Origin of the sequence: Nonomuraea monospora, assembly GCF_039531895.1 — a bacterium.
In the GTDB taxonomy this organism is placed as follows: Bacteria; Actinomycetota; Actinomycetes; order Streptosporangiales; family Streptosporangiaceae; genus Nonomuraea; species Nonomuraea monospora.
The window spans coordinates 173,499-197,558 of the sequence record NZ_BAAAQX010000006.1 but is presented as its reverse complement, the minus strand read 5'-3'; the positions used below and the strand labels follow the sequence as shown (position 1 = coordinate 197,558).

The window sequence follows — 24,060 nt, the reverse complement described above, 5'->3', positions numbered from 1 at the left end:
GCGTGCTCGCCGCCTTCTGACGGGAGCTCACTCCTGAACGGCGGCGACCGTTTCCGCCATGGACTCCGAACGCCCGAGCATCGACGCGTCCTCCAATCCGTCCGAGCCGTCCCGGAACGGATGCCCGCAGGATTTGCCCGCCCGCTGGATCGACGTCTTCATCACGGGGAACTCCGGCTCCCAGGGGTTCCGCGGCAGGGGAGACGCGCCGTCCACCACCCAGACCGCGACCGCCTCGCGGTCGTCCTCGGTGAGCTGGTTCAGCAGGTTGTCATAGGTGATCGGCCAGCGCGACACCCGATAACGCCACGCGAGCGGCGCCGCGGCTCCTCCCTCGCCCGCCTCGATCACGCACTCCTCCAAAGGGCCGCGAGAATCTCCTAGTTCCTCTTCGGCGTCGATACTGTCGGCTCGGAAATAATGCACATCCGTGGCGACCCTGATGACGTCGTACCTGTCCTTCGGCACATGGACCACCAACGTGGTCTCGACACTCTCGCCTTTCTCCAGATTCACGAAGTCGGCGCTCACCTGGCCGGTCTGGATCAATTCTGGAGAGGTCTCCTCGAAGGTGGGATTGTAGCGAGCGGACGGTCCGTAGTTTCGCAGTGTGGCTCGATCCAGTCGTTCCATGCCGTCCACCGGTCGCGCCTGCGTGTAGACGTGCTCGATGATCCTCGACCCGATGATTGTGTACATGGAGGCGAGTATCCGCACTGCGGGGCTCCCCGTATTGACCACCTTTATGTTCGCGGTGGCTGTCAGTCGATCTTTCTGCGCCCCGGTGACCCTCAGTTGGCTTCTGATGCTGAGCGCGGGATGGGTCTGCGCCGGGAGGTATCGCACCGAGTACCAGAACTGCGACAGGGCGATGACGCTCACCACGAGCGTGACGATCGCCCCGATCGCCGCGGCGCCCAGGTCGTGAGTAGGCCATTTGATCCAGGAGCTGCGCCGGTTCCGCCACAGCCACCGGGCGTCCACAATCATGATCAGCGCAGCGGTCAGGACGGCCAGGACCGACAGAATGAGGACGGCGACCAGGCGTGGGTGCGCGGTGAACCCGACCGAGGTCTGCAGTGCGAGCGACGTGTAGGCGAAGAGGACCGCGATGGCGGCGGCCAGCTGACTACGCGTGCCGCGCCTGCCTCGCAGGATGACCCGTAAAGTTCCCGCTACCGCGACTGCCCCCATGGCCATGAAAGCCGCCCCTACGGACTTCGATCCGAAGCCGTCGGCGAAGAAGAGATCGCCTCCTCCGAGAATCAGCACAGGCATGCCCAGAACGAGCAGGCCGTGACTTGACATGCGGTGGAAAGGCGATGATCCTTCCGAATGCTGTGCGGGATTGACGGGAGCTTCGGCGTCATCTGGCATGGGTCACCCTTTTCGCGAGACGGGATGCCATATTTGTTTCATATGACGCAATCCGGACATTCAACGTGATGTGCGGGGTGGAGTCGCCAGTCCATTGAACCGCAGAAAGTCAATGGCGGCACATGTCATCACCAAGCCGGTTTAATCTCCCGCGAATACCGGATGCCGAAGGCGGCGGCGTGCCGCCGGTCGTCCGCCGGTTCACCGAACGCCATCCGACGTGACGCCGTGCTCAGAAACCGATGGCAGAGTGTCCGCGCTGCGCCCCGCCGCCGAGTATCCGATCCAGCAGGAACCCGATCGCCCCGATGAGCAGCATCGTCGCCGCCAACCGCTCGTAGTCGAGGTTGTCACGGGCATTGAGCACCGCGTACCCCAGCCCGTTCGACACCCCGAACATCTCGGCGGGCACCAGCACCACCCAGGCGATGCCGAGGGCCACCCGCAGGGCGGTCCGCAGCGGCCCCGCCAGCCCCGGGATGACGGTGCTGCGGATCACCTCCCACCGGGTCGCGCCGAGGGAGCGGGCGACGAGTGCCGCGCCCGGGTCGAGCGCGCGGGTGCCCGAGGAGACGCCGAGGACGATCGGCCAGAGGGCGGCGAGCGCGATGAGGGTGATCACGGGCGCGTCGTCCGAGCCGAGCAGGACGATGACGAGCGGGGCCCAGGCGAGCGGGGACGTCATGCGCAGGAACTGGACGACCGGCGCGGTGGCGTACTCGACCAGGGCTCTGGAACCGAACAGCAGCCCCAGGGGCACGCCGATCACCGTGGCGATCAGCAGGCCGGACAGCAGGCGCCCCAGTGAGGCGGTCACCGCCGCGAGGGTGACGTCCTCGACGAGCATGCCCGCCAGCGCGCCGGCCGCCGAGATCGGCCCCATGCGGGACAGCACGGCGTTGCCTGCGAAGATCACGTCCGCGAGGAGAGCCCACAGCAGGACCACCAGGAGCACCACGGCCGCCCGCCAGGCGGCCCAGATCGCGGGGCGGCGGCGGTGCGGGTCCGGCGGCGCGGGCACGGCGGTCGCGGGGCTGAGGGTGTCGGCCGAGGTTGTCACGGCTCGATGACCTCCGTGCGCACGCGGGTCGCGCCGAAGGCGGTCAGCCCGCCGGCGGCGTCGAGTGCCGCCGCCGAGATGTCGGTGGCCACCAGGTCGCCGTGCACCTCCGCGGGGTCGAGGTCTTCGAGCCAGGTCACGTTCGCGTCCACGACCGTCTCCTTCATCGCGCGTACGAGCTCGCCGGTGTAGCCCGGATAGGGGTGAGGCTGGAAGTCGATGCGGCGCGAGTCCCATTCGGGGTGCCGGATGGCGCCGGACGACAGGTAGGCCGGGTCGGGGCGGGCGGCGAACGTCCGTTGCAGCGCGGGCAGCGGCTGCGGGAGGTAGCGGCCCTCCGACAGCCTCCGGGCGGAGCCCTCGCGGTCGCCCCGGATGGCGAGCTGCGCGGCGATGATCGCCTCGGTCGCGCGGAGCGCCACGTCCGGCTGGTCGCGTACGAGCTGCTCGCGCACGACCGTGACGCAGCACGCGTGGTCCTTCCACACGTCACCCGTGAAGCGCAGGATCTTGCCGATCCCGAGAACCTCGGCGGCGGCGCAGAACGGCTCCGCGACGATGTACCCGGAGATCGAGCCCGACTGCAGCGCGGTCGGCATGTCGGCCGGGGGGATCACGACGAGCTGGGCCGTCCGGTCCCGGGCGCTCGGTGCGGAGTCGAGCACCGGCTTGATGCCCGCCTTGCGCAGCAGCTTCTGCAGCACGACGTTGTGGACGGAGAACCACGCGGGGACCGCGACCTTCGTGCCCGCCAGGTCCTCCACCCGCCCGACGTCCTTGGCGACGGTGAGGGCGGAGCCGTTCGCGTGGTTCCAGGCCAGCACCTTGACCGGCACCTTGGCGTCGTAGCGGAGCTGGATCGCCAGCGGCATCAGCAGGTGGACGAGGTCCACGTTCCCGCCCTGGAGCGCCTCGACGAGAGGCGCCCATCCCCGGTACAGGACGGGGGCAGGGGTGGTGATGCCGCGCCTGCCGAACTGGCCGGAGTCGTGGGCGAGCAGCAGCGGGGCGGCGTCGGTGATCGGGAGGTAGCCGATGCGCAGGGCCGCCTCTGGTCTCGCCGGGGTGGCGGCGGTGGCGGTCCGGTCGCCGGTGCTCAGGAGGGAGCCGACGACGGGGGCGGCGAGCAGGGCGAGAGAGCCGGTGATGGTCAGTGCCTCGCGCCGCGTGCTCGCGGCCCCTGCGCTCCCCGCTGCGGCGGGAGCGTCCGGTGCCGCGCCGTGGTGCCTGCCCGGCTCGTCGCTCTTCGTCCGGGTGTGATCCTCCAGCTCGTCGCGTCCGGCTGCGGAGGGAGGAGGCGATGCGGGGCCGTCGCGGCCGCTCAGGTCGTCGCGTTCGGCGGGGGAGCCGAAGCGCGCGAGCAGTTCCCTGCGCGCCGACCCGTCCGTGAGCTGCTCGCGGCGCGTCACCGGCGAGGTCACCGACTCCAGGGGACGCCCTCCGGGGCGCAGCAGGCCGATCCTGTCGCCGAGGAGCAGCGCCTCGTCCAGGTCATGGGTCACCAGCACCGTGGACAGGCCGAGTGCCGTGTGCACCGAGCGCAGCCAGTCCTGGAGGTCGGCCCTGGTGAGCGGGTCGAGCGCGCCGAAGGGCTCGTCGAGGAGCAGCAGCGAGGGCCCGGCGACGACCGCGCGGGCCACCGCGACCCGCTGGGCCTGGCCGCCGGAGAGCTGGGCGGGGTAGCGGCCGGCCAGCTCGCCGATGCCCAGCTCGGTCAGGACCTCGCGCACCCGCCGGTCGGCGGCCTCCTTGCCGCCGAACAGACGCCCGCCGTTGGCGCGGTACTCCAGGCCGAGCCGCACGTTGCGGGCGACGGTCCGCCACGGCAGCAGGTGCGGGTACTGGAAGACCGACCGGGTCGCGCCGCCGTCGTCCTCCGGGCGGTGGACGGTGCCCGAGGTCGGCGCCTGGAGCCCGGACAGCACCCGCAACAGGGTCGACTTCCCGGCTCCGGACGGCCCCACGAGGGCGAGGAACTCTCCCCGCTCGATCCGCAGGTCGATGCCGGACAGCACGTCGTGCCGTCCGTAGCGGACGCTGACGCCGGCCAGTTCGGCGATCTTCTGCTGCATGCGGCTGTCCCCCGGGGGAGCGGTGAGCGGCGCCGGTCGTCTGGCGCGCACGGTGAACGGACAGGCGGATACTCCGGAACCACCTTCGGCCGCAAAACCTACCAGACAAGAAGGTTTTTATCGAGAGGCGTTCTCTGGAGTGTGAGCGGCCAGCAGCTCGGCCGCCATCGCGCGCGCCAGGACGATCGGCGCCGTCGAGCGCGCGCACTTCACCCCGGCGATCCCGCCGTCGTACAGGACCTGGATCCGCGCGACCAGCTCGGGGTCGGGAGCGCCGAGCGCCTCCGACCAGCGGGCGCGCACCCACGCGCGGTGCGCCTCGACCGCCTCCGCCACCGGATGGTCCGCCTCGGGGAACTCGGTGGCCGCGTTGAGATACAGGCAGCCACGGTACGACCGCCGCGCCGCCCCGGAAATGGCCAGGTCGAACGAGGTGAGCACCCGCTCCACCCCGCCTCGCACGCCGGTCACCGCGGCCCGGTAGGCGGCCCGGTCGGCGGCGTCCTGGCGTTCGAGATAGGCCACGACGAGCGCCTCCTTGGAGCCGAACGCCTGATACAGGCTCGACTTGGCGACCCCGGCCGCGGCGATGACCTGATCGATGCCCACCGCGCGAATGCCGTGCAGCGTGAACAGCCGGGTGGCGGCGTCGAGAAGGCGGTCGGCGGGGCGGAGTGAGGCCATCCCAGGAGTGTACGCCGGGCCGGCCGGGCTCACCCTCGCTGTTCCCTATAAGACAGATCTGTTTTACAGTCTTACGTCAGATCCGCCCCGTCGGCGCACGGGGCAGGCGCACCGACGACTGGAGGCCCTGTGCCGCTCTACCTGATCGAACTGACCACGACCACCGGCGACCGGCCCGCCGTGGAGGCCGCCATCGCGGAGGTCGCCCGTCAGGCCGCCGCACTCGGCGGCGAGCTGATCGAGTCCCAGGTGGCGAGGGGCCTGTCCCCGGTCTACGTCGTCATCGAGGCCGCCTCCTGCGCCGGTCTGCGGCTCGACCCGGCGGCCCTGCCCGGCGTCTCCGCGATCGCGGGCCCCGACGAGGTGCGGCTCGTCGGGGCCGGCCTCGACGACGTCAAGGCGGCCAAGCGGACGGTCGGCTACCTGGTGGAGTGGGACATCCCCGACGAGATCGGGATGGAGGACTACCTCGCCCGCAAGAAGGCCAAGGCGCCGCTGTACGCGGAGGTGCCCGAGGTGAGCTTCCTGCGCACCTACGTGCGTGAGGACACCAGCAAATGCCTGTGCCTGTACGCCGGGCCCGACGAGTCGGCGGTGCGCCGGGCACGCGCTGCCGTGTCCACCCCGATCAGCCGGCTCTACGCCCTCGACCAGGAGGGGGAGCGGGGATGACCGAGGTCATGGCGCCCCACTGGCGGCAGCACCTGCCCGAGGTCCTCGCCCACGTCTCCGGCCGGGCGGCGGCCGTGGACCAGGCACCCCAACCGGACGCCGGCGACCCACCGCAACCGGGCGAGGCCGGGCCGCGCGACTCGCTGAATCCGGGCGGTGGCAGGCCGCGCGACCCGCTGCATCCGGGGGGTGGCAGGCCACGCGACCCGCTGCATCCGGGCGGTGGCGGCCCGCGGGAGCTGCTGCGGCACCTCGGGCAGCGGAACCTGCTCAGCCTGGACGCCGCACCCGGCGACACCGGCGTCACCGAGGCCGCCGCCCTGATCGAGCTGATCGCCGCCGAGTGCCTGAGCTCGGCCTTCTCCCTCTGGGCGCACCGGATGGTGATCGAGTACCTGCGCGAGAGCGGCGACCCTCTCGGACCAGTCCGGGCCGGGCTCGCCGCAGGCACCGAGGTCGGCTCCACCGCGATGGCCGCCGCCTTGCAGGAGCTGGCCGGCCTGCGTGAGGTGCCGGTCGTCGCCACACCGGACGGCGGCGGCTACCGGCTGGACGGGCCCATCAGATGGGCCTCCAACCTGGTGCCGGGGGCCACGGTCGTGCTGCCCGCCCGCGTCGGCGACGGTGCGGGGCGGATCGTCGCGGTCGTCCGGGTCGGCGATCCCGGCGTCGCGGTCGCCCCGCCGCAACGGCTGCTCGCCCTCAACGCGACCGCCTCATCGTCGATCACGCTCACCGGCGTCCACGTGGAGGCCGGGCACGTCGTCACCGATGACCTGGCCGGGTTCGTCCGGCGGGCCCGGCCGGTGCTCCTGCTGCTGCAGACCGCGTTCTGCCTGGGGCTGGCCCGGCGGTCCCTGGACGAGGCCCGTCAGCTCATCCGCGGCGAGGCCACCGTCCTGCTGCCCGACCTGGAGGAGTCGGCGGCGCGGCTGGACGACTTCGCCGAGCGGGCGCGGCGGGCGCAGCGCGCGCCCGCCGACGCCGATCCCCTTGAGATCACCCGGCTGCGGTACGACGCCGCGCGGCTCACCCTGGCGGCGACCCGGCTGGAGGCCACCGCGAGCGGCGGGCGCGGTTACGCCACCGGGACGGCGGTCAACCGGCGGCTGCGGGAGGCGGCGTTCCTTCCCGTGCAGTCGCCGAGCGAGACGCAACTGCGGTGGGAGCTGTCACAGGCGACGACCTGACCGCCTCCCGCCCCGGCCCGGCCGGTCGGCATGGGGCCGGGCGGCGTGCCATCCGGGGCGACCGGAACGCCCGTGATCCCGAGCGGGGAGCCGCCGGCTGGGCCTCAGCCCGTTCTGGTGGCGCGGGTGGCCGCGATGGTGTCGAAGTCCGGGATGCGCTCGGCGATCGGGCTGCCGGTGAAGTCGCCGATCCAGCCGTCGTCGTCGTGGAAGAACCGGATGGCGGTGAAGGCCGGCTCGGTGCCCATGTCGAACCAGTGCGTGGTGTTCTTCGGCACGCTCAGCAGGTCCCCGGCCTCGCACAGCACCGCGTGCACCTTGCCGTTCACGTGCAGGTAGAAGATCCCGGACCCGGAGACGAAGTAGCGGACCTCGTCGTCGTCGTGGGTGTGCTCGGCGAGGAACTTCTGCCGGGCGGCGGCGGCCCGCTCCGGCCAGTCGGCGCCGCCGTCGGGGTGGAGCTTGGCGACGTCGACGAAGGTGTAGCCCTCCTCGGCGATGACGCGGTCGATCTCCGCCCGGTAGGCGGCCAGGATCTCCTCCTGGCCCGCGTCCTGGGGAAGGTCATCGACGACCTGCCAGTGGCGCAGGACGACGTCGATGTCCTTGAGTGCCGCCTCGATCTCCGCCGGGTCCTCGGTCTCCAGGAGGGTTTCGGGCTGTTCGTGGTCGCTGTACACGGTCAGGTACGTCATGACCATTAATCCTACAATACATGCATGAATTGTGGGATATAGTCCGCCGTGTGAAACCCGCACGACTCCTGGGCGTCGTCGCCCTGCTCGCCCTGGCCGGCTGCTCGCAGGGCGCGCCCGCCACGCCCTCCGCCCCGGCGGCGGCCTCCGCTTCCACGTCCGCGTCCGCCGCCCCATCCGTCTCCCCGCCCGCGACGTTCGCCGGTGGGAACGTCCGGATCGCCCTGGTACGGCAGCTCTCGTCGGGCGACTACTTCGAGCAGTGGCTGTCCGGCGCGCAGGCCGAGGCCAAGGTGCTCAACGTGCGGCTCGAGGTCTCCAGTGGCGACGGCAACAACGACAAGCAGGCGCTCAACCTGGAGCAGGCCGTCACGGCGAAGTCCGACGCGATCATCGTGGACCACGGGTTCGCCCAGACCGTGCAGCCCGCCGTCAAGAAGGCGGTGACCGCCAAGATCCCGCTCGTCGCGTTCGACGTCGACCCCGGCTCCCCGGAGGCCGTGACCCTGACGCAGGACGACCACCAGATCGCCGAACAGGCGCTGGGCGCGCTGAAGACGGACACCGGCGGCTCAGGCGAGGTCCTCTACGTCTACGTCGCCGGCTTCGCCCCGCTGGACCGCCGCAACGAGACCTGGGAGCAGTTCAAGAAGGACAACCCCGGCATCAAGCAGGTCGCGCAGATCGGCGTGGTCAACAGCTCGACCGCCTCGGCCGTCGCCGACCAGGCCAAGGCCGCGCTCCAGGCCAACCCCGGGATCAAGGCGATCTTCGCGCCGTACGACGAGTTCGCCAAGGGCGCCGCGCTGGCCGTCAAGGAGCTCGGGCTGGCGGACAAGGTCAAGATCTACGGCGCGGACATCTCCACCGCCGACATCGGCGTCATGACCGAGCCCGGCAGCCCCTGGGTGGCCACCTCGGCCACCGACCCCGCCAACGTCGGCCGCATCGCGGTACGCGCCGCCGCCCTCCTCGTCGCAGGGGAGAACGTCGACCGCGCGCTGACCATCCCGCCGTCGCTGATCACCCAGAAGGGCCTGCGGGACGCCGGGATCACCAGCGTCGAGCAGCTCACGCGGGCCTTCCCGACGCTCACCACGCCCGACGTGGCGCGCGTGCCCTGGGCGGCGTCGTGACCTTCGCGGTCACATCCGTCTCCAAGGTGTACGGGGCCACCCGGGCGCTGTCGTCGATCACGCTGGAGCTGCGGCCGGGGGAGATCCTGGGGCTCATCGGCACGAACGGGGCCGGCAAGTCGACCCTCATCAAGATCCTCTCCGGCGCCACGGCCCCGACGTCGGGGACGCTGTCGTACGAAGGACAACCCCTGACCTTCGCAGGACCGCTCGACGCGCAGGCCGCCGGGGTGCAGACCGTGCACCAGAACATCGACGACGGCGTGATCCCCGGCGCCAGCGTGGCGGACAACCTGACCCTGGACTCGCTGGCCGGGCGCGGCTGGTTCCTGACCCGCGCCCGCGTGCGCGCCGCCGCGTCGGCGGTCGCGCCCGGCCTCGGGCTGCCGCTGGACGCTCCCGTGGAGAGCCTGCCCGCCAGCGCCCGGCAGCAGATCGTCATCGCCCGAGCGCTGGCCCGCCGGGCGCGGCTGCTGATCCTGGACGAACCGACCTCGACCCTGTCGGAGGTGGAGGGCGCGGCGCTCGCCGCCCGCGTGAAGGAGGCGGCGTCGCAGGGCGTTTCGGTGCTTTACGTGTCGCATCGGCTGTCGGAGATCGAGGAGCTGTGCGATCGGGTGGTGGTGCTGCGGGACGGGGAGCTGGTCGCGACGTTCACGGCGCCGCTGTCCCGCGAGTCCATCGTGACGGCCATGCTCGGCGCAACGCACCCCCGGCCCGCCGCGAACCCCTCACCCGTGGGAGGCTCGCCGCCGGGCCGTGAGGTGCTGGTCGCTGAGGAGGTGCGGGCCGTTCCCCGGGGGCGGTCGTTCACCCTGCGGGTGCGTGCGGGCGAGGTGCTGGGCGTGACCGGGCTGGTCGGAGCCGGTAAGAGCGAGCTGCTTGAGCAACTCGGCGGCGCCCGGCCCCTGGTCTCGGGACGGCTGCTGCTCGACGGGAAGCCGTACCGGCCCAAGGACCCGCGCGACGCCATAGACAGAGGGGTGGTGTTCGCGCCCGAGGAGCGGGCGGCCCAGGCCATCGTGCCCGGCTGGTCCGTGCGGGCGCACGTCACCCTTCCCTGGCTGCGCAGGCACAGCACGTCCGGCCTGATGGCGCGGCGCTCCGAGACGGCCGCCGCGCGGCACGTCATCGACCTGTTCGGGGTACGCGCCCCCGGGCCTGACGCGCCCATCGAGGCGCTGTCCGGCGGGAACCAGCAGAAGGTCGTGGTCGGGCGCTGGCTGGCGGGCGATCCCCGGCTGCTGGTGCTCGACGAGCCGTTCCGTGGTGTGGACGTGGCCGCCCGCGCGGACATCGGCCGCGTCGTACGCGAGCGCGCCGCCCGGTCGGCCGTCGTCGTCGCCACCTCCGACCCGCAGGAGCTGCATGGCCTGGCCGACCGCGTTCTCGTCCTGTACGAGGGCTCCGCCGTCGGCGAGCTCCCGATCGGCGAGGCGACCCCGGAACGCCTGGCCGCCCTCATGTCCGGCACCTCCTCGGACCGGCCCGCCCTCATGCCCGACACCCCCTCGAACCCCTCCGCCCGGCACGAGGGCGGGCCCGCTCCCACGGAGGCAGCGCATGACCGTCACTGACGCGGCCCCCGCCGCGAAGCCCGCCTCCCGGCGGGTCGCCTCGCGGGCCGCCGCCGTCGCCTACCGGTACGGGCTGCTGGTCGTGCTGGCCGTCATGCTCGTAGTGTTCGCCCTGCTCCGCCCCGCCTTCGCCACCTTCCCGAACGCCCTGATCGTCCTGCAGTCCGTCGCCGTGGTCGGGGTCGTCGCGCTCGGCGTCACCGTCTCCATGACGACCGGCGGCTTCGACCTGTCGGCGGGCGCCTGCGTGGGCGCCGTGGTCATGGTGACCGCGCTGACCATGGTCAGGTTCAACCTCACCGGCGCCACGGCGGTGGTCGCCGGGCTGCTGACCGGCCTGCTCGTGGCCGCCGTCAACGTGCTGCTGACGGTGGTCGCCAAGGTGCCCGACCTGGTCGCCACGCTCGGGACGCTCTTCCTGTTCCAGGGCTTGGCGCTGATCGTCACGGGCGGCCAGTCGGTCGCCCCCGGCATGACGGTGGACGGCGCGCCGGCCCCCGGACGGTACACCGAGGGCTTCGCCTGGCTGGGCGGCGGCACCATCGCCTCGGTCCCGGTGCCCGTCGTGGTGTTCGTGCTGCTCGCGGCCCTCGTGTACGTGCTGCTCAACCACACCCGCTGGGGCCGGGCCCTGTACGCGATCGGCGGCAACCCGGAGGCGGCCCGCCTGGCGGGCATCCGCGTCGCCCGCTACCGCGCGCTGGCCTACGCCGTGTCGGGGCTGTGCGCGGCCGTGGCCGGGATCCTGCTGTCGGCCAGGCTCGGCCGTGGCGACGTGGGCGCGGGGGACCCGTACCTGCTGCAGTCCGTGGCGGCGGCGCTGATCGGGTTCGCGGTGCTCGGCGCCAACCGGCCCAACGCGCTCGGAACCGTGGTCGGCGCCCTGTTCATCGGCGTCGTGATCAATGGGCTGACCATGCTGAACGCCCCCTACTACGCCCAGACCTTCGTCCAGGGCGCGCTGCTCGCCGGCGCGCTGGTGACCAGTTACACGCTCAGGAGGATCAGGTGAGCTACGAGCTCCTCACCGTCGACACCGTCGCCGGCTACGTCGCCGCGCGTCCCGCGCTGGCCCGCTTCGGCGCGGTGTCGCAGGTGCGCGAAGTCGGTGACGGCAACCTCAACCTGGTGTTCGTGGCCGAGGCCGAGCGCGGCGGGCTGGTGCTCAAGCAGGCGCTCCCGTACGTGCGCGTGGATCCGACCTGGCCCATCACCCCCGAACGCAACGGCATCGAGGGCCGGGCGCTGCGCGTGCACAACAGGGTCGCGCCCGGCCTCGTCCCGGAGATCTACGACGCCGACCCCGACCGGCACGTCATCGCCATCGAGGACCTGTCGGACCACCGGGTGTGGCGCGGCGCGCTCAACGAGGGTCTGCGCCACGAGGGCGCGGCGGCCGACCTCGGCCGGTACGTGGCGAAGGTCGCGTTCGGCACCTCGGTGTTCGGCCTCGGCGCGAAGGGGCACAAGGCGGCGCTGGCCACCGCCGCCAACCCCGAGCTGTGCGAGATCACCGAGGACCTGGTCTTCACCGAGCCGTACATCACCCATGAGCACAACCGGATCCTGCCCGCCAACGTGGCGGACGTGGCCGCGTACGCGAACGACCCTGACGTGCGGGCCGCCATCGGCGCAGCCAAGCTCGCGTTCCTGACGCACGCCGAGGCGCTGATCCACGGTGACCTGCACACCGGGTCGGTGCTCGTCCGCGACGGTTCCGCGCGCGCGTTCGACGTCGAGTTCGCCTTCTACGGCCCGGTCGGCTTCGACGTGGGGGCGCTGTGGGGCAACTACGTGCTGGCCGCCGCCCGCGCCGTCGTCCTGGGCGACGACGCGCACGCCGCGTGGGTGCTGGCCCAGGCGGAGGAGACCTGGCAGGGGTTCGCCGGGGAGTTCACGCAGTTGTGGCCGGGCCGGGCCGACACCCGGATCATCGACCTCGACCCCTACCTGGCGCAGGTGTACGCCGACGCGGTGCCGTTCGCGGCGGCCAAGGCGGCCCGGCGGGTCATCGGCTTCTCCGCGGTCAGCGACATCGAGTCCCTGCCCGAGGACCTGCGCGTGCGCGCCATCCGCGCCGTGCTGGCCGCCGCCCGGCTGCTGCTGACCGCGCCGGGGCCGCGAGGCGAGCCGAAACCGCTGTTCGAGCGGGTGGGGCAGGTGCTGGCGGAGGCAAGCCGATGAGCGGCCTTCTCGGTGCGGGGGACTTCGACCGTCTCATCGAGGCCGCCAGGCGCGCCGTCGACACGGCCAGGACCGCGCCGCCCGCCCCCGCCACAGCCGAGCACACGGCCGAGGAACGCGACGGGCTGGTCCGCGCGACCGCCGTCCTGTCGCCCGACGGCGTACGGCTGCGCTCGCTCGACCTGAACCCCCGCGTCAGACGGCTGGAGTCGCCCGAACTGGCCGCGCTGATCGTACGCACCGTGAACGAGGCGATCGAAGGCGCGGCCGGATCGGCGGCCCCTGACGCGGCTGCCCGAGCGCGAGCCGGATCGGCGGCCTCCGGCCCGGACGGCGACGCGCGAGCCGGTGCGGCGGCCCCCGACCTGGCCGCGCTGTCGGCGGAGCTGGCCGACCTCCAGCACTTCTCCGCCGACCGTTTCGGCCTGTTCGCCGACACCATCACCGACCTGCTCAGGCAACTCGAAAGGCGCATCGACCGATGATCGGATACGAAGTCCGCACGACCGTGCTGCACAACGCGGGAACGGACCTCGGCGGCGTCGCCTCGGACGTGCGCACCGCCCTGGACGACCTGCTCGCCACGGTCTCCACCGACGGGACGATCCCGCAGAACGACGACATCAGCGCCATGATCGCCGTTGCGTACCAGACGATCCAGGAGATCGCGGCCGGCTCGATCGCCGACGCGGTCACCGCGCTGGGCGGCTACGGCGAGGGCCTCACGTCCATGGCGGCCACCTACCGCGGCACCGACCTGGACACCGCCGCCGCGATCAGGGCGGGCGCCGCATGGGCCTGACCCTGCCGTCGCCGCTGTCCGTCCTGCTCAACGAGCTCGGCTACCTCTGGCCGGAGGTGGACGAGGAGTCGCTGCACCGGCTGGCCACCGCCTGGGCCGGGTTCGGCGGCCGGCTCGCCGGCATCACCGGGCAGGCCGACCTCGTCGCCGACGCCGTGCGCCGCGGTAACGCGGGGGAGGCCGTGGAGGCGTTACTGACCACGTGGAAGGGGGACGAGGCGCCGCGCACGGCCATCGCGGAAGGCGTGACCGGCGCGCAGGTCGTCGGCGTCTGCCTGGTGGTCTGCGCCGCGCTGGTGCTCGCGCTGAAGATCGTGCTGTTCGTTCAGCTCGTCACGCTGCTGGTCAGGATGCGGCTCGCGGTCGCGGCGGCGCCGGCCACGTCGGGCGGCTCGCTGCTGGCGATCCCGGCGCTCAAGCAGCTCACTGGCGCGCTGCTGAACCTGTCGATGAACCAGGCGTCGCGGGTGCTGGTTGCGTAGGGCGCCCGCGGGCGCGGCCGGGTTCATCGCCCGCCGGGCCGCCAGGTTCTTCCGCGGCGCCAAGCCGGTTCCGCTCGGCGGCCTGGTCAGGGACGCCCGGCGCAGCGGCGGCTTCTCCTGGTCACCGGCCACCGGCCGCCCTCCGGCCAGGGGGTACATGGTGGCCACGACCGGGCGTACCGCGCAGTTCCCCGAGAGCATCCTGGACGACCCGGACGTCGCGGCCCGCGCCATCGACCGCTACCTCCGCGACAACAGGGACGTCTTCGAGAACCGCAAGAACATCTACCTGGGTTGCTGGATCGAGGACGGAAAGGTGTGGCTCGAACCGTCCATGAACATCCCCCGCAGGAAAACGGCGATCAAGCTGGCCAGAGAGACCGACCAGATCGCCGTCTACGATGTGAGGACCCGCGACTACATCGGGACGGGAGGCGCCGGTGGCTTTCTTGAGGAGGCGTAAGATCCAGGCCGCGCTGCCGGAAGGCTACTTCGACCTGCCGGAGGAGGAGCGGCTCGCCTGGGCGAAGGGCCTGGCGGAAGAGCTGCGCGAGGAGCGCGACGGCCGGAACGAGGAGGGGGACGAGTAGCCCCGTCCCCCCAAGGGCAAGGGTCAGGCCGTGGCCAGCGCGTACGCCAGCAGCCACTCCACGCACTCGGTGACGTGCCGGGCGTGCGTGAGGTCGGCGCCCCAGGCGTACAGGCCGTGGTCGGCGACGATCACGGCGGGCGTGCGCGGGTCGTAGGCCCCCTCGAACCAGTCGCCCAGCTCCGCCATGTCCTGGCTGTTGCGGATCACCGGGATGGTGACCTCGTCGTCGTGGGCCAGGCGGCCGATGCCCTTGAGCGTCTCCACGTCCCGCAGCAGCACCCCGCCCGGCCAGCGGCGCCCGGCCACGACCGCGTTCAGCGCGTGCACGTGCACGACCGCGTCCGCGCCGGTCAGCGCCGCCACCCGGGCGTGCAGCCCGGCCTCGGCCGACGGCCTGAGCGGCTCGACCCCTTCCACGGCGACGGACTCGCCGAGCGGGCCCACCACGGCCACGTCGGTGGCCAGCAGCTCGCCCTTGTCCAGGCCGCTGGCGGTGACGGCCAGCCGGAGCGGGTGGCGGGAGACCACCTCCGAGATGTTGCCCGAGGTGCCGCGCATCCAGCCGTACCCGGTGAAACGGGCCGCCTCGACCGCCAGCCGGCCGCCGGCGGCGTGCACCTGCTCGGCCGCCAGTGCGACCTCGACGCTGCTCATGGGTGGATCTCCTCGAAGGTCGTGACGATGGGATGGCCGCCGAAGGGCACGGCGGCGTTCGGCTCGCCCGGCCGCCGCACGCCGGTGGTGCGCCAGCCGGCCGCCGCGGCGGCGTCCAGCTCGGCCGGGACGTCGGACAGGAACAGCAGCTCGGACGGGTCGCCGAGCGTCGCGGCGATCCGCTCGTACGAGCCCGGCTCCCGCTTCGGCCCCGCGTTGACGGTGTCGAACCAGCCGGAGACCAGCACCGACAGGTCCCCGTCCGCGGCGTGCCCGAACCACGGCCGCTGGCTGGACACCGACCCGGAGGAGAACACCGCCAGCCGGTGGCCCGCGGCGTGCCAGGCGCGCAGCGCGGGCGGCACGTCGGCGAAGAAGTGCGCGGTCAGCTCGCCGGCCGCGAAGCCCTCCGCCCAGATCCGGCCCTGCAGCGTCTTGAGCGGGGTGGCCTTGACGTCGCCGTCCATCCACCCGTGCAGCACCTTGACGGCCTCGGCGGCGCCGTCCGCGCCGATCTCGGCCAGGACCGCGCGCACCTCGGGGTCGTCGCGGTGGGCTTCGAGGTACGGGCCCAGCCGGGGCCGGGCGTAGGCGTACAGGCCGACGTGCACGGACTCCGTCGAGCTGGTCGTCCCCTCGATGTCGAGCACGATGGTGGTCATCGGGTCAGCACCTCCACGAAGTCGGCCACGAACCTGGGCGCGTCCACGGCGGTGATCACCCTGGTGGCGGGCGCGGAATCGTACGGGAAGGCGGGCGGCAGCCCGTCGTGCGTGCGCATCAGCCTGGCCCGCCACAGGAAGCCGTCGCCGCGCACGTTGACCGGCCCGTCCGTCCAGGCGGTCGCGAACGTGCGGTCCAGCAGGACGCCCGCGGCCAGCGGGTCGTGCAGCGGGATGATCCGGCGGCCCCACTCGTTCTGGTAGAAGTCCAGGTACGCGTCCAGGATCTCGGTCGCGAACCGGGCCACCGGCGTCGGCGAGGCGCGCAGGGCGGCGATGGCCCGCTCGTCCAGGATGGTGCCCGCCGTCACGTTCACGCCCACCATGACCAGCTCGCGGCGCGGCGCCGCGAACACCGCCCGCGCCGCCTCCGGGTCGTTGTTGACGTTGGCGTCGATCATCAGCAGGGTGCCCGGCGGGGCATAAGGGCCGGAACCGCCCATCAGGACGACCGAGCGGTACTTGGTGAACAGCTCGGGATCCAGGCGCAGGGCCAGCGCCAGGTTGGTGAGCGGGCCCAGGGCCAGCAGGTCCAGCTCGCCCGGCTGCTCGTTCGCCAGCCGTACCAGCAGCTCCGGGCCGGACTCTGCGGTCACCGACGGCAGCGGCCGGTCGCGGCCGAGGTCGCCCAGGCCGTCCTTGCCGTGCACGTACCCGGCGATGTGCGCGGGGCCGCGCAACGGCTCGGCCGCGCCCCTGGCCACGGGCACGTCCAGGCCGAGCAGGCCGTTGACGTAGCCGAGGTTGCGGGTGGCGTCCTCCTCGGTGCAGTTGCCGTACACCGAGGTGAGCGCGACGATCTCGGCGTCGGGCCGGCCCGCCAGGTACAGCAGGGTATGGGCGTCGTCGATGCCGGTGTCGGTGTCGACCACGACGCGTCTCACAGGCTCTCCTTCACTTGGTCGGGCTGGTGGACGCCGCGTTCTGTCACGATGCGGGTCACCAGATGGGGCGGGGTCACGTCGAAGGCCGGGTAGTGGCCGCGCACGCCGTCGGCGGCGGTGCGGACGCCCAGCGTGTGCAGCACCTCGTCGCCGTCGCGCCGCTCGATCACCACGTCGGCGGCGGTCGGCGCCTGCGGGTCGGGCGCGTCCACCAGCGCGTAGAACGGCACGCCGAACGCGCTCGCCGCCAGCGCGACGCCGAGCGTGCCGACCTTGTTGATCACATGGCCGTCCAGCGTCACGCGGTCCGCGGCGGTCAGCGCCACGTCGGCCAGGCCGTCCGACAGCGCGGCGGCGACCATGCCGTCCGTGATGAGCGTCGGCCGGTAGCCCATCTCGACCAGGGTGGCCGCCGTCAGCCTGGCGCCCTGGAGGTACGGACGGGTCTCGGTGCAGACGAACTCCAGCCGTTTGCCCGCCGCCTGCGCCGCCCGTACGGTGCCGATGAGGTAGGCGTCCGCCCAGCAGTGCGTGAGGACGCGGGCGCCGTCGGGGAGCAGCGAGGCGGCGTGCTCGCCGAGCGCGGCGCTGCGGGCGCGATAACCGTCGTCGTGCGCGCGGGCCGCGGCCTCGACCGCCGCCACCAGCTCATTCCCGGCCAGCCCGCCGCCGACCGCTGGCTTGTTCCCGGACTGTCCGGTGCCTACCGTCGTCGACAGGACGGCGTGCACCGCGTCCCTGATGTGGTTGTTCGTCGGCCGGGTCGCGACCAGCCGCGCCCCCACGGCGCGCAGCCGCTCCGCCGCTCGCTCCGGCGGCTCGTTCCTCGCCTCGCGCGCGCCCAGCACCATCCCCGCCGTCGCCGCGAACAGCGGCCCGGAGCTCTGCGTCACCATCCGCTCGATCGCGACCGCCACGTCCTCACTGGTCACGCAGCGAACCCAGCTCACCTCGAACGGAAAGACGCGGCGATCGAGGATCTCCACGACGTCCCCCGCGAACCGCACCGAATCTGCCAATACAGGACCGGTCATACCGGTGCCTCCTTCCGTCGTGCCGCCGCCACCACGACCAGGGCCAGCAGCGTGATCAGGTACGGGGCTGCGTCGGCGGCCTGCTGCGGCAGCCCCAGCCCCTGCAGCCGGAACCCCAGCGCCTCCGCGGCCCCGAACAGCAGGCAGGCCCCCAGGCCCAGCCACGGCCGGGAACCGGCGAGCATGACCGCGACCACGGCCACCCACCCGCGCCCCGCGCTCATCCCCTCGCTGAACAGCGTCACGTTGCCCAGCGCGAGCTGCGCCCCGCCGAGCCCGCACAGCGCGCCCGCGCCCAGCACCGCCGCATGCCGGTAGAGCGGCACCCGCAGCCCGATCGACTCGGCCGCCTCCGCGTGCTGCCCGATGCCGCGCAACCGCAGCCCCGAACGGGTACGACCGAGCCACCAGGCCATGACGGCCACCAGCAGGAACGCCACCGGAACCAGCGGCGACTGCGAGCCCGCCACAGGTAGGTCCAGCGTCGGCAGCCCGGCGAGGTCGGGGGAGCTGAACGTGCCGCCGCTGCCGAAGATCTGCCGCATCAGGAACGCGGTCAGCCCCAGCGCCAGCAGGTTCGTGCCGACGGCCACCACGACCGGGTCCGCGCGGAACGTCACCGCCGGGATCGACAGCAGCGCGGCGTACAGGGTGGTGCACAGGACCGCGCCCGCCACCCCGAGCCAGGCGCTGCCCGTCAGGTGGCTGAACAGCACCGCCGTGAACGCGGCCCACAAGAGCTGGCCCTCCAGCGCCATGTTGAAGACGCCGGAGATCGAGCAGAGCAGGCCGCCCAGTGCGGCCAGGACCACGGGCGCGGTGGCGGTCAGAACCGCCGCGAGGAACGTGGTCACGCCCGCCTCCCAGATGACCGGGCCTTCGCGACCGCCGCCACCGCGACGATCACGATGATCAGGCCCTGCACGATCTGCGTGAGCTGGCTCGGCACCCCGGCCTCCCGCTCCATCCCCTGGCCCCCCGCCTGCAGAATCGTCAGCAACGCCATCGCCGCGGGCACCGCCGGCGGACGTCCCGCCGCCAGCAGCACCGCCGCGATCGCGGTGAACGTGTAACCGGGCGCGGTCAGCGCACCGTCCACGAACCGGTAGGGGGCGCCCAGCACGATCAGCCCGCCCACCAGCCCGCCGAACGCGCCGCCCGCCGCCAGGGTCAGCGCGGCCAGCCGGTTCACCCGGACGCCGCCGTACCGGGCGAACTCCCGGTTGGCGCCGAGGGCGCGGATCTCGTACCCGGGGACCGTACGGGCGTCGGCCAGCAACCACAGCACCGTCAGGACGGCCACCAGCGGCAGCCCGATCGTCAGGTACGTGCTCCCGCCGAGCGACGGCAACCGGGCCGCGTCCGGCAGCAGCGGCGTCTGCGCCAGCCCCGTCCCCTGCTCGGCCAGCGGGAACCGGGCCAGATAGGAGGCCAGCGACACCGCGGGCGCGCTCAACAGCAGCGTGCTGACGATGGCGGGGATGCCCAGCCTCGTGTGCAGCGGCGCGGACAGCCCGGCCAGCAACCCGCCCGCCACCACCGCCCCCACCAGCGGCACGACGAACGACCCCGCACCCCCTGTGAACAGGGCCAATGCGGCGGCCGTGATGCCGCCCAGTGCCAGTTGGCCGTCACCGCCCAGGTTGAACTCGCCCGCGCGGAGGGGGATCGCGAACGCCACGGCCATGCCGAGGGTGGGGACGTAGGCGGCCAGGGTGTATTCGAGGTTGCCGTCCAGGAGGGCGCCGCGCAGGAGGGCGGGGTAGGCGAGGGACGGGTCCACGCCTACGGCGAGCATGACGAGGGTGGTCAGGACCAGCGCGCCCGCCAGCGAGACTACGGCGGGGGCCGTCACGATACGGCGGGCGACGGCTCGGGCGCGCGCGTCGGGCTTGAGGGAGGTCATCCGGCGCTCTCCCCGGCCTGTCCCCGAACGTCGACCGTCGCGCCGGTCGTTGCCGCGCCAGTCGTCGAGGCGCTGGTGGTTGCGGCGCTGGTCGTTGCCGCGCCGGTCATGGCGGCACCGGTCATGGCGGCGCCGGTCATCGCAGCGCCGAGCCGCTCGTCCGTGGCCTGCGCCACCGGCAGGGCGGCGGTCACGCGGCCCTCGAACATGACCAGCACCCGATCGGCGAGCACCCGCAACTCGGACAGCTCACTGGACAGCAACAACACCGCCCGCCCACCATCGCGAGCGGCGGCGAGCAGGGCGTGGATCTGCTCCTGGGCCCCCACGTCCACCCCTTGCGTGGGCTCCTCCACCACCAGCACGGGCGTGTCCCTGGACAGCTCCCTGGCCAGCACCGCCTTCTGCGCGTTCCCACCGGACAACTGCGCGATCGGCACCCGCACGGAAGCCGCCCTGATCGAGAACCGCTCAACCAGCGAGGTCGCCCGGCGGCGAACCCCGCCCGGGTCGAGGAGGAAGCCGTGCTGATCTCCCATCAGCAGGTTGTCGGCCAGCGACAGCTCAGGAGCGGTGGCACGCCCGGCCCGGTCACCGGGGACGTAAGCCACGCGCCGCTCCCTGGAGCCAGTCACGGGCCGTCCGTCGAGGAGCACCGTGCCGGAGTGCGGGCGGCGGAGTCCAGTCACGGCGTCCACGAGGTCGCGCTGCCCGCTCCCCGCGACACCCGCGATGCCGACGATCTCACCGGGACGCACCCCGAACGACACCCCGGCGACGGTGGTCACGCCGTCGCGGTCGCGTACATGCAGGTCACGCACTTCCAGCCGGTACGGGTCAGCAGGCATCCCCACAGCGACACCGCCGGGCACCGGCACCGGGGTCGCGGTCGCTTCGACCCCGGTCACCTCCGCCCCGGCGGCCTTCGCCACAGTGGACGGCTCTGTCACAGTGGACGGCTCTGTCACAGCGGACGGCTCTGTCACTGTGGGCGGAGCGGCGGCGAGCGACCGCCCGATCATCGCCCGTACCAGCTCATCCGCCGACGTACCCGCGGTCGAGAAGCGCCCGGTAACCCGTCCGCCCCTCAACACCGTCACCCGATCCCCAGCGGCCAGCACCTCGTTCAGCTTGTGCGTCACCAGCAGCACGGAAACCCCTTCACCAGCCAGCTCCCGCACCATCCGGAACAGCCCCGCCGCCTCACCGGGAGTGAGCACAGCGGTGGGCTCGTCGAGGATCAGCACTTCCGCCCGCCGGTACAGAGCCTTGAGAATCTCCACCCGCTGACGCGTCCCCACGGGCAGGTCGCCGACGCGGGCACCGGGATCCACACCGAGCCCGTACCGCTCGGCCAGGTCAGCGACCGAACGACGGGCGGCGGCACGGTCGAGCATCCCGCGCCGCATCGGTTCGGCGCCGATGACCACATTCTCGGCCACGCTCAGCCCGGGAAACAGCCGGAAGCGCTGATGAACCATGCCGAGCCCGTGGGCGATCGCGTCGGCGGGGGAGCGCAGCCGCATCCGTGCCCCGGACCGCAGCACGTGCCCGGCGTCGGGCCGGTGCAGCCCGTACAGGATCGACATGAGGGTGGACTTGCCGGCGCCGTTCTCACCCACGACGGCGTGCACCTCACCTCGCTCCACGGCCAGGTCCACGCCGTCGTTGGCGAGCACACCACCGAAACGCTTGGTGATCCCGACCAACTCGACGGCGGGCACACTCATCCGGCCAGCGGGTCGGTGACGGTGACCCTACCGGCCACGATGTCATCGCGAACCTGCTTCACCTTGGCCACCACCTCCGCCTCACCAGCGACCGTGCAGCCGGACGAGGCGAGATCGTCACCGAGCGCGTTGACCCCGACGCCACCCTCCTTCAGCCCGTACACCTTGACCCCGCCCGTCTTCCCGGCCGCGATGTCCTTGATGGCGGCGCTCTCGGCGACGTCCACGTGCTTGAGCACGTTGTCGATGACGTTGCCGGGGCTCTGGGCGCACTGGTTGACGTCCACGCCGAACGACTTCGCCTCGGCGGCGGCCACGGCCTCGAACACACCCTGGTTCCCGGCCGACGCGGCGGCGGCCACGATGTCGGCGCCCTGCCCGGTGAGCGTCTGGGCCTGCGACTTGGCCCGCGCCGGGTCGCTGAACGGGTTGCTGCCGCCGACGTACAGCGGCGTGCCGGCGGTGTCGGGCTTGACGGACTTGGCCCCGGCGAAGAACGGGTCGATCCACCGGTGCACGAACGGCGAGTCGATCGCCGCCACGACGCCGAGCTTGCCGCTCTTGGTCAGCAGCCCGGCCTCGACGCCCGCCAGGTACGCGGCCTCGTGCTCCTTGAAGGACACGCAGGTCAGGTTGGCCGCCTGCTCCTTGGCGCAGGAGTCGACCTGGAGGAACTGCTGGCCGGGCTGCTGCTTGGGAACGGTGGCGAACAGGTCGTCGAACGAGAAGCTGACCCCGACGATCACGGTGGGCTTCGCCCTGACGGCGGCGTCGAGGTTCTGGGCGATGCTGGTCGGGTCCTTGCTCTCGTACAGCTTGAACGAGGCGCCGATCTCCTTGGCCGCCGCCTCCGCGCCCTTGACGCTGAGCTGGAGGAAACTGTTGGTCCCCACCGGGTTGGGGGTGATGAGGATGACCGACTTGCCGGCGGGGGCGGAGCCGGCCGGCTGGCCGGTCCCGCCGCACGCGGTCAGCGTGAGGGCGGCGGTGGCCAGGACGACCGCAGGAGGGATGGTGCGCATGCGAGCGAGAATAACATGCATATTAGGTAGGAAAAGTCGCATTCATCCGCGCGGAACCGGCGGCCGCACTGGGAGAAGGCGTTCCGCGCCCGGCTCGCTGGAGAACCCCGAGCACGATCGTCCTCTCCGGGGACGACGCCGGCGCCGAACGCGCGGTCGGCGGGCTCCTCGGTGAGCTGGGCCGGCCCGAGGAGTCGCTGCTCGATCTGGGAGGCATCGCCACGGCTCGCGGCCAGGAGCATCACAGCGCGCTATCCGTACCTCCGGACGTGCTCGGCCATCAGCAGCGCGGTGGACTCCGGCGCCTCCTCCGAGATCCAGTGGCCGACCCCCTCCAGCGCCACGAACTGGTAGGGGCCGGTCACCCACTTCGCCGTCAGCTCCGCGGTGCGGCGGCGCACCACCGGGTCGCCGTCGCTCCACACGTACAGGCTGGGCGCGCTCACCGGACCGATCGCCACGTCCGCGGGATCCTTGGCGGCGAACCAGCTCAACGCCGCTCTCAAAGCTTCGGGACGGCTCAGCCGCGCCAGGTACTCCTGCGCGTGGCCGGCGGGGATCGCCGATCCGAGCGAGTCGCGGATCCACGCGAGGTTGTCACGCAGCATCGCCTCCGCGCCCTCCGGCGCGAACGTGCGATGGTAGCCGGGCACCGGTTGCGCGCCTTCCCGCACCGCGTCGGCGAAGGCACGCGGATGCGGCGTGGAGAACGAGGTGAGCGTCGCCACCCGCGCGGGATGGGCGAAAGCGGTGCACCAGGCGACGGAGCCGCCCCAGTCGTGCCCGGCCAGATGGAAACGATCGGCGCCCAGCGCGTCCGCGACGTCCAGCACGTCCTGAACGAGGTGCGGCATCCGGTACGCCGCCACCTCCGCGGGCCGTGCGCCAGGGGAGTATCCGCGCTGGTCGAAGGCCACCGCGCGGCAGCCTGCCGCGGCGAGCTCGGCGACGTGCGCGGTCCACTGCCGGGAGCTCTCCGGGAAGCCGTGGAGGAGGATGACCAGCTCGCCGTCCGGCGGGCCGTCCACCAGCGCATCGAAGGTCAGCGAGCCTGCCTTGATCGTGCTCTCCGGCACAGGATCTCCTTCGTTCTGCGTCGAACGCGGCCCGGCGATCACTTGACCTGCTCGTACCCGCCGCCCGAGTCGGCGGTTTTCGTCCCGCCGGAGAACTTCACGTAGGCGCCGGCCGGGACGGCGTGGTAGACGGGCACGGTGTGGAGAGGCGTGATCTCCTCGTTCTTCACCACCCCGGCTCCCTTCACGTCCACCGCCGACCAGACCAGCGTGCGCGCACCCACCTCCTTGGTCTTGAAGGTCACCGCGCACGCGTTCCGCTTGGCGGCGTTGTACAGCAGGTACGCGACGCCACCCGTGAACGACGCCTCACGCTCGACCTGGTAACCCGGGCCGCAGACCACGGCGGGTGTCTCGGCCGCCTGGCGTGATGCCGACGCGGTGGCGGTGGTGCAGACAACGGCGAGGCCGAGCGCGGCCACGCCGGCCGCCGTCTTCATCAACGTCATGCTTCATCTCCAGGTGAACGCAGAGGGATGTGCCGCAGGGGTAATGATGCGGCGCCGGTC

The 24,060-nt window shown here is 72.4% G+C and carries 26 protein-coding genes and 1 pseudogene; 11 read left to right on the top strand and 16 right to left on the bottom strand.

What is annotated here, in order from left to right:
* Nucleotides 1-27 precede the first annotated feature (27 nt).
* The 5 genes and pseudogenes from ABD331_RS14240 to ABD331_RS14225 all read right to left on the bottom strand — a co-directional run bounded on the left by ABD331_RS14240 (nucleotide 28) and on the right by ABD331_RS14225 (nucleotide 5,193).
* Nucleotides 28-1,377 (bottom strand): hypothetical protein, encoded by a 1,350-nt coding sequence (locus ABD331_RS14240; RefSeq protein ID WP_344474590.1) that lies wholly within the window; start codon nucleotides 1,375-1,377, stop codon nucleotides 28-30.
* 232 nt (nucleotides 1,378-1,609) lie between these two features.
* Entirely contained in the window at nucleotides 1,610-2,437 is an 828-nt protein-coding gene (locus tag ABD331_RS14235; RefSeq protein WP_344474588.1) for an ABC transporter permease, read from the bottom strand.
* Nucleotides 2,434-3,939 carry an ABC transporter substrate-binding protein gene (locus ABD331_RS14230; protein ID WP_425566000.1) on the bottom strand — a complete coding sequence of 502 codons (1,506 nt, stop codon included), beginning with the start codon at nucleotides 3,937-3,939 and terminating at the stop codon, nucleotides 2,434-2,436. The genes ABD331_RS14235 and ABD331_RS14230 overlap by 4 nt, the downstream gene beginning before the upstream one ends.
* 96 nt (nucleotides 3,940-4,035) lie before the next feature.
* Nucleotides 4,036-4,509 (bottom strand): annotated as a pseudogene (locus tag ABD331_RS60920) (ATP-binding cassette domain-containing protein); the annotation flags it as partial.
* A 117-nt stretch (nucleotides 4,510-4,626) separates the two neighbouring features.
* Nucleotides 4,627-5,193: a TetR/AcrR family transcriptional regulator gene (locus ABD331_RS14225; protein ID WP_344474585.1), complete on the bottom strand. Its 567-nt coding sequence runs from the start codon at nucleotides 5,191-5,193 to the stop codon at nucleotides 4,627-4,629.
* A 129-nt stretch (nucleotides 5,194-5,322) separates the two neighbouring features.
* Here ABD331_RS14225 and ABD331_RS14220 point away from each other — a divergent pair, with 129 nt between their 5' ends.
* The gene (locus ABD331_RS14220) at nucleotides 5,323-5,865 is read left to right on the top strand and encodes a DUF4242 domain-containing protein (protein WP_344474583.1); all 543 of its coding nucleotides are present in this window, start codon (nucleotides 5,323-5,325) and stop codon (nucleotides 5,863-5,865) included.
* On the top strand, nucleotides 5,862-7,055 hold the full coding sequence (locus ABD331_RS14215) for an acyl-CoA dehydrogenase family protein (RefSeq protein WP_344474581.1): 1,194 nt from the start codon (nucleotides 5,862-5,864) through the stop codon (nucleotides 7,053-7,055). The genes ABD331_RS14220 and ABD331_RS14215 overlap by 4 nt, the downstream gene beginning before the upstream one ends.
* A 104-nt stretch (nucleotides 7,056-7,159) precedes the next feature.
* Here ABD331_RS14215 and ABD331_RS14210 read toward each other — a convergent pair whose 3' ends face one another.
* Nucleotides 7,160-7,750, bottom strand: a complete 591-nt coding sequence (locus ABD331_RS14210) for a 1,2-dihydroxy-3-keto-5-methylthiopentene dioxygenase (RefSeq protein WP_344474579.1) — start codon at nucleotides 7,748-7,750, stop codon at nucleotides 7,160-7,162.
* A gap of 50 nt (nucleotides 7,751-7,800) precedes the next feature.
* Here ABD331_RS14210 and ABD331_RS14205 point away from each other — a divergent pair, with 50 nt between their 5' ends.
* From ABD331_RS14205 to ABD331_RS14165, 9 genes are read left to right on the top strand one after another with little or no spacing between them, the layout of a single operon-like run.
* A complete protein-coding gene (locus ABD331_RS14205) occupies nucleotides 7,801-8,886 on the top strand; it encodes a substrate-binding domain-containing protein (RefSeq protein ID WP_344474577.1) in 1,086 nt (361 codons plus the stop codon).
* A complete protein-coding gene (locus ABD331_RS14200) occupies nucleotides 8,883-10,463 on the top strand; it encodes a sugar ABC transporter ATP-binding protein (protein WP_344474575.1) in 1,581 nt (526 codons plus the stop codon). The genes ABD331_RS14205 and ABD331_RS14200 overlap by 4 nt, the downstream gene beginning before the upstream one ends.
* Complete coding sequence (locus ABD331_RS14195) at nucleotides 10,450-11,475, top strand: ABC transporter permease (protein ID WP_344474573.1); 1,026 nt, start codon at nucleotides 10,450-10,452, stop codon at nucleotides 11,473-11,475. The genes ABD331_RS14200 and ABD331_RS14195 overlap by 14 nt, the downstream gene beginning before the upstream one ends.
* Nucleotides 11,472-12,647, top strand: a complete 1,176-nt coding sequence (gene mtnK / locus ABD331_RS14190; protein WP_344474570.1) for an S-methyl-5-thioribose kinase — start codon at nucleotides 11,472-11,474, stop codon at nucleotides 12,645-12,647. The genes ABD331_RS14195 and mtnK overlap by 4 nt, the downstream gene beginning before the upstream one ends.
* Nucleotides 12,644-13,132 (top strand): YbaB/EbfC family nucleoid-associated protein, encoded by a 489-nt coding sequence (locus ABD331_RS14185; RefSeq protein ID WP_344474568.1) that lies wholly within the window; start codon nucleotides 12,644-12,646, stop codon nucleotides 13,130-13,132. The genes mtnK and ABD331_RS14185 overlap by 4 nt, the downstream gene beginning before the upstream one ends.
* The gene (locus ABD331_RS14180) at nucleotides 13,129-13,449 is read left to right on the top strand and encodes a hypothetical protein (RefSeq protein WP_344474566.1); all 321 of its coding nucleotides are present in this window, start codon (nucleotides 13,129-13,131) and stop codon (nucleotides 13,447-13,449) included. The genes ABD331_RS14185 and ABD331_RS14180 overlap by 4 nt, the downstream gene beginning before the upstream one ends.
* Nucleotides 13,440-13,931, top strand: coding sequence for a WXG100-like domain-containing protein (locus ABD331_RS14175; protein WP_344474564.1), 492 nt, complete (start codon nucleotides 13,440-13,442; stop codon nucleotides 13,929-13,931). Before ABD331_RS14180 ends, ABD331_RS14175 begins: the two co-directional genes overlap by 10 nt.
* Nucleotides 13,924-14,394, top strand: coding sequence for a hypothetical protein (locus ABD331_RS14170; RefSeq protein ID WP_344474562.1), 471 nt, complete (start codon nucleotides 13,924-13,926; stop codon nucleotides 14,392-14,394). Before ABD331_RS14175 ends, ABD331_RS14170 begins: the two co-directional genes overlap by 8 nt.
* A complete protein-coding gene (locus tag ABD331_RS14165) occupies nucleotides 14,381-14,521 on the top strand; it encodes a hypothetical protein (RefSeq protein ID WP_344474560.1) in 141 nt (46 codons plus the stop codon). The genes ABD331_RS14170 and ABD331_RS14165 overlap by 14 nt, the downstream gene beginning before the upstream one ends.
* A gap of 23 nt (nucleotides 14,522-14,544) precedes the next feature.
* Here the strand turns inward: ABD331_RS14165 and mtnB are convergent, their stop codons facing one another.
* The 10 genes from mtnB to ABD331_RS14115 form a co-directional block, all read right to left on the bottom strand.
* On the bottom strand, nucleotides 14,545-15,177 hold the full coding sequence (gene mtnB / locus ABD331_RS14160; protein ID WP_344474558.1) for a methylthioribulose 1-phosphate dehydratase: 633 nt from the start codon (nucleotides 15,175-15,177) through the stop codon (nucleotides 14,545-14,547).
* Nucleotides 15,174-15,839, bottom strand: a complete 666-nt coding sequence (gene mtnC / locus ABD331_RS14155) for an acireductone synthase (protein WP_344474556.1) — start codon at nucleotides 15,837-15,839, stop codon at nucleotides 15,174-15,176. The genes mtnB and mtnC overlap by 4 nt, the downstream gene beginning before the upstream one ends.
* The gene (locus tag ABD331_RS14150; RefSeq protein WP_344474554.1) at nucleotides 15,836-16,783 is read right to left on the bottom strand and encodes a nucleoside hydrolase; all 948 of its coding nucleotides are present in this window, start codon (nucleotides 16,781-16,783) and stop codon (nucleotides 15,836-15,838) included. The genes mtnC and ABD331_RS14150 overlap by 4 nt, the downstream gene beginning before the upstream one ends.
* Nucleotides 16,780-17,817, bottom strand: coding sequence for a s-methyl-5-thioribose-1-phosphate isomerase (locus ABD331_RS14145; protein WP_344474552.1), 1,038 nt, complete (start codon nucleotides 17,815-17,817; stop codon nucleotides 16,780-16,782). The genes ABD331_RS14150 and ABD331_RS14145 overlap by 4 nt, the downstream gene beginning before the upstream one ends.
* Nucleotides 17,814-18,671, bottom strand: a complete 858-nt coding sequence (locus ABD331_RS14140; protein ID WP_344474550.1) for an ABC transporter permease — start codon at nucleotides 18,669-18,671, stop codon at nucleotides 17,814-17,816. Before ABD331_RS14140 ends, ABD331_RS14145 begins: the two co-directional genes overlap by 4 nt.
* Nucleotides 18,668-19,723 (bottom strand): ABC transporter permease, encoded by a 1,056-nt coding sequence (locus ABD331_RS14135; RefSeq protein WP_344474548.1) that lies wholly within the window; start codon nucleotides 19,721-19,723, stop codon nucleotides 18,668-18,670. The genes ABD331_RS14140 and ABD331_RS14135 overlap by 4 nt, the downstream gene beginning before the upstream one ends.
* Nucleotides 19,720-21,453 (bottom strand): ABC transporter ATP-binding protein, encoded by a 1,734-nt coding sequence (locus ABD331_RS14130; protein WP_344474546.1) that lies wholly within the window; start codon nucleotides 21,451-21,453, stop codon nucleotides 19,720-19,722. Before ABD331_RS14130 ends, ABD331_RS14135 begins: the two co-directional genes overlap by 4 nt.
* Complete coding sequence (locus tag ABD331_RS14125; protein WP_344474544.1) at nucleotides 21,450-22,475, bottom strand: BMP family ABC transporter substrate-binding protein; 1,026 nt, start codon at nucleotides 22,473-22,475, stop codon at nucleotides 21,450-21,452. The genes ABD331_RS14130 and ABD331_RS14125 overlap by 4 nt, the downstream gene beginning before the upstream one ends.
* A gap of 251 nt (nucleotides 22,476-22,726) precedes the next feature.
* Nucleotides 22,727-23,551 (bottom strand): alpha/beta fold hydrolase, encoded by an 825-nt coding sequence (locus ABD331_RS14120; RefSeq protein WP_344474541.1) that lies wholly within the window; start codon nucleotides 23,549-23,551, stop codon nucleotides 22,727-22,729.
* Between the two features lie 38 nt (nucleotides 23,552-23,589).
* Nucleotides 23,590-24,000, bottom strand: a complete 411-nt coding sequence (locus tag ABD331_RS14115) for a hypothetical protein (RefSeq protein ID WP_344474539.1) — start codon at nucleotides 23,998-24,000, stop codon at nucleotides 23,590-23,592.
* Nucleotides 24,001-24,060 lie beyond the last annotated feature (60 nt).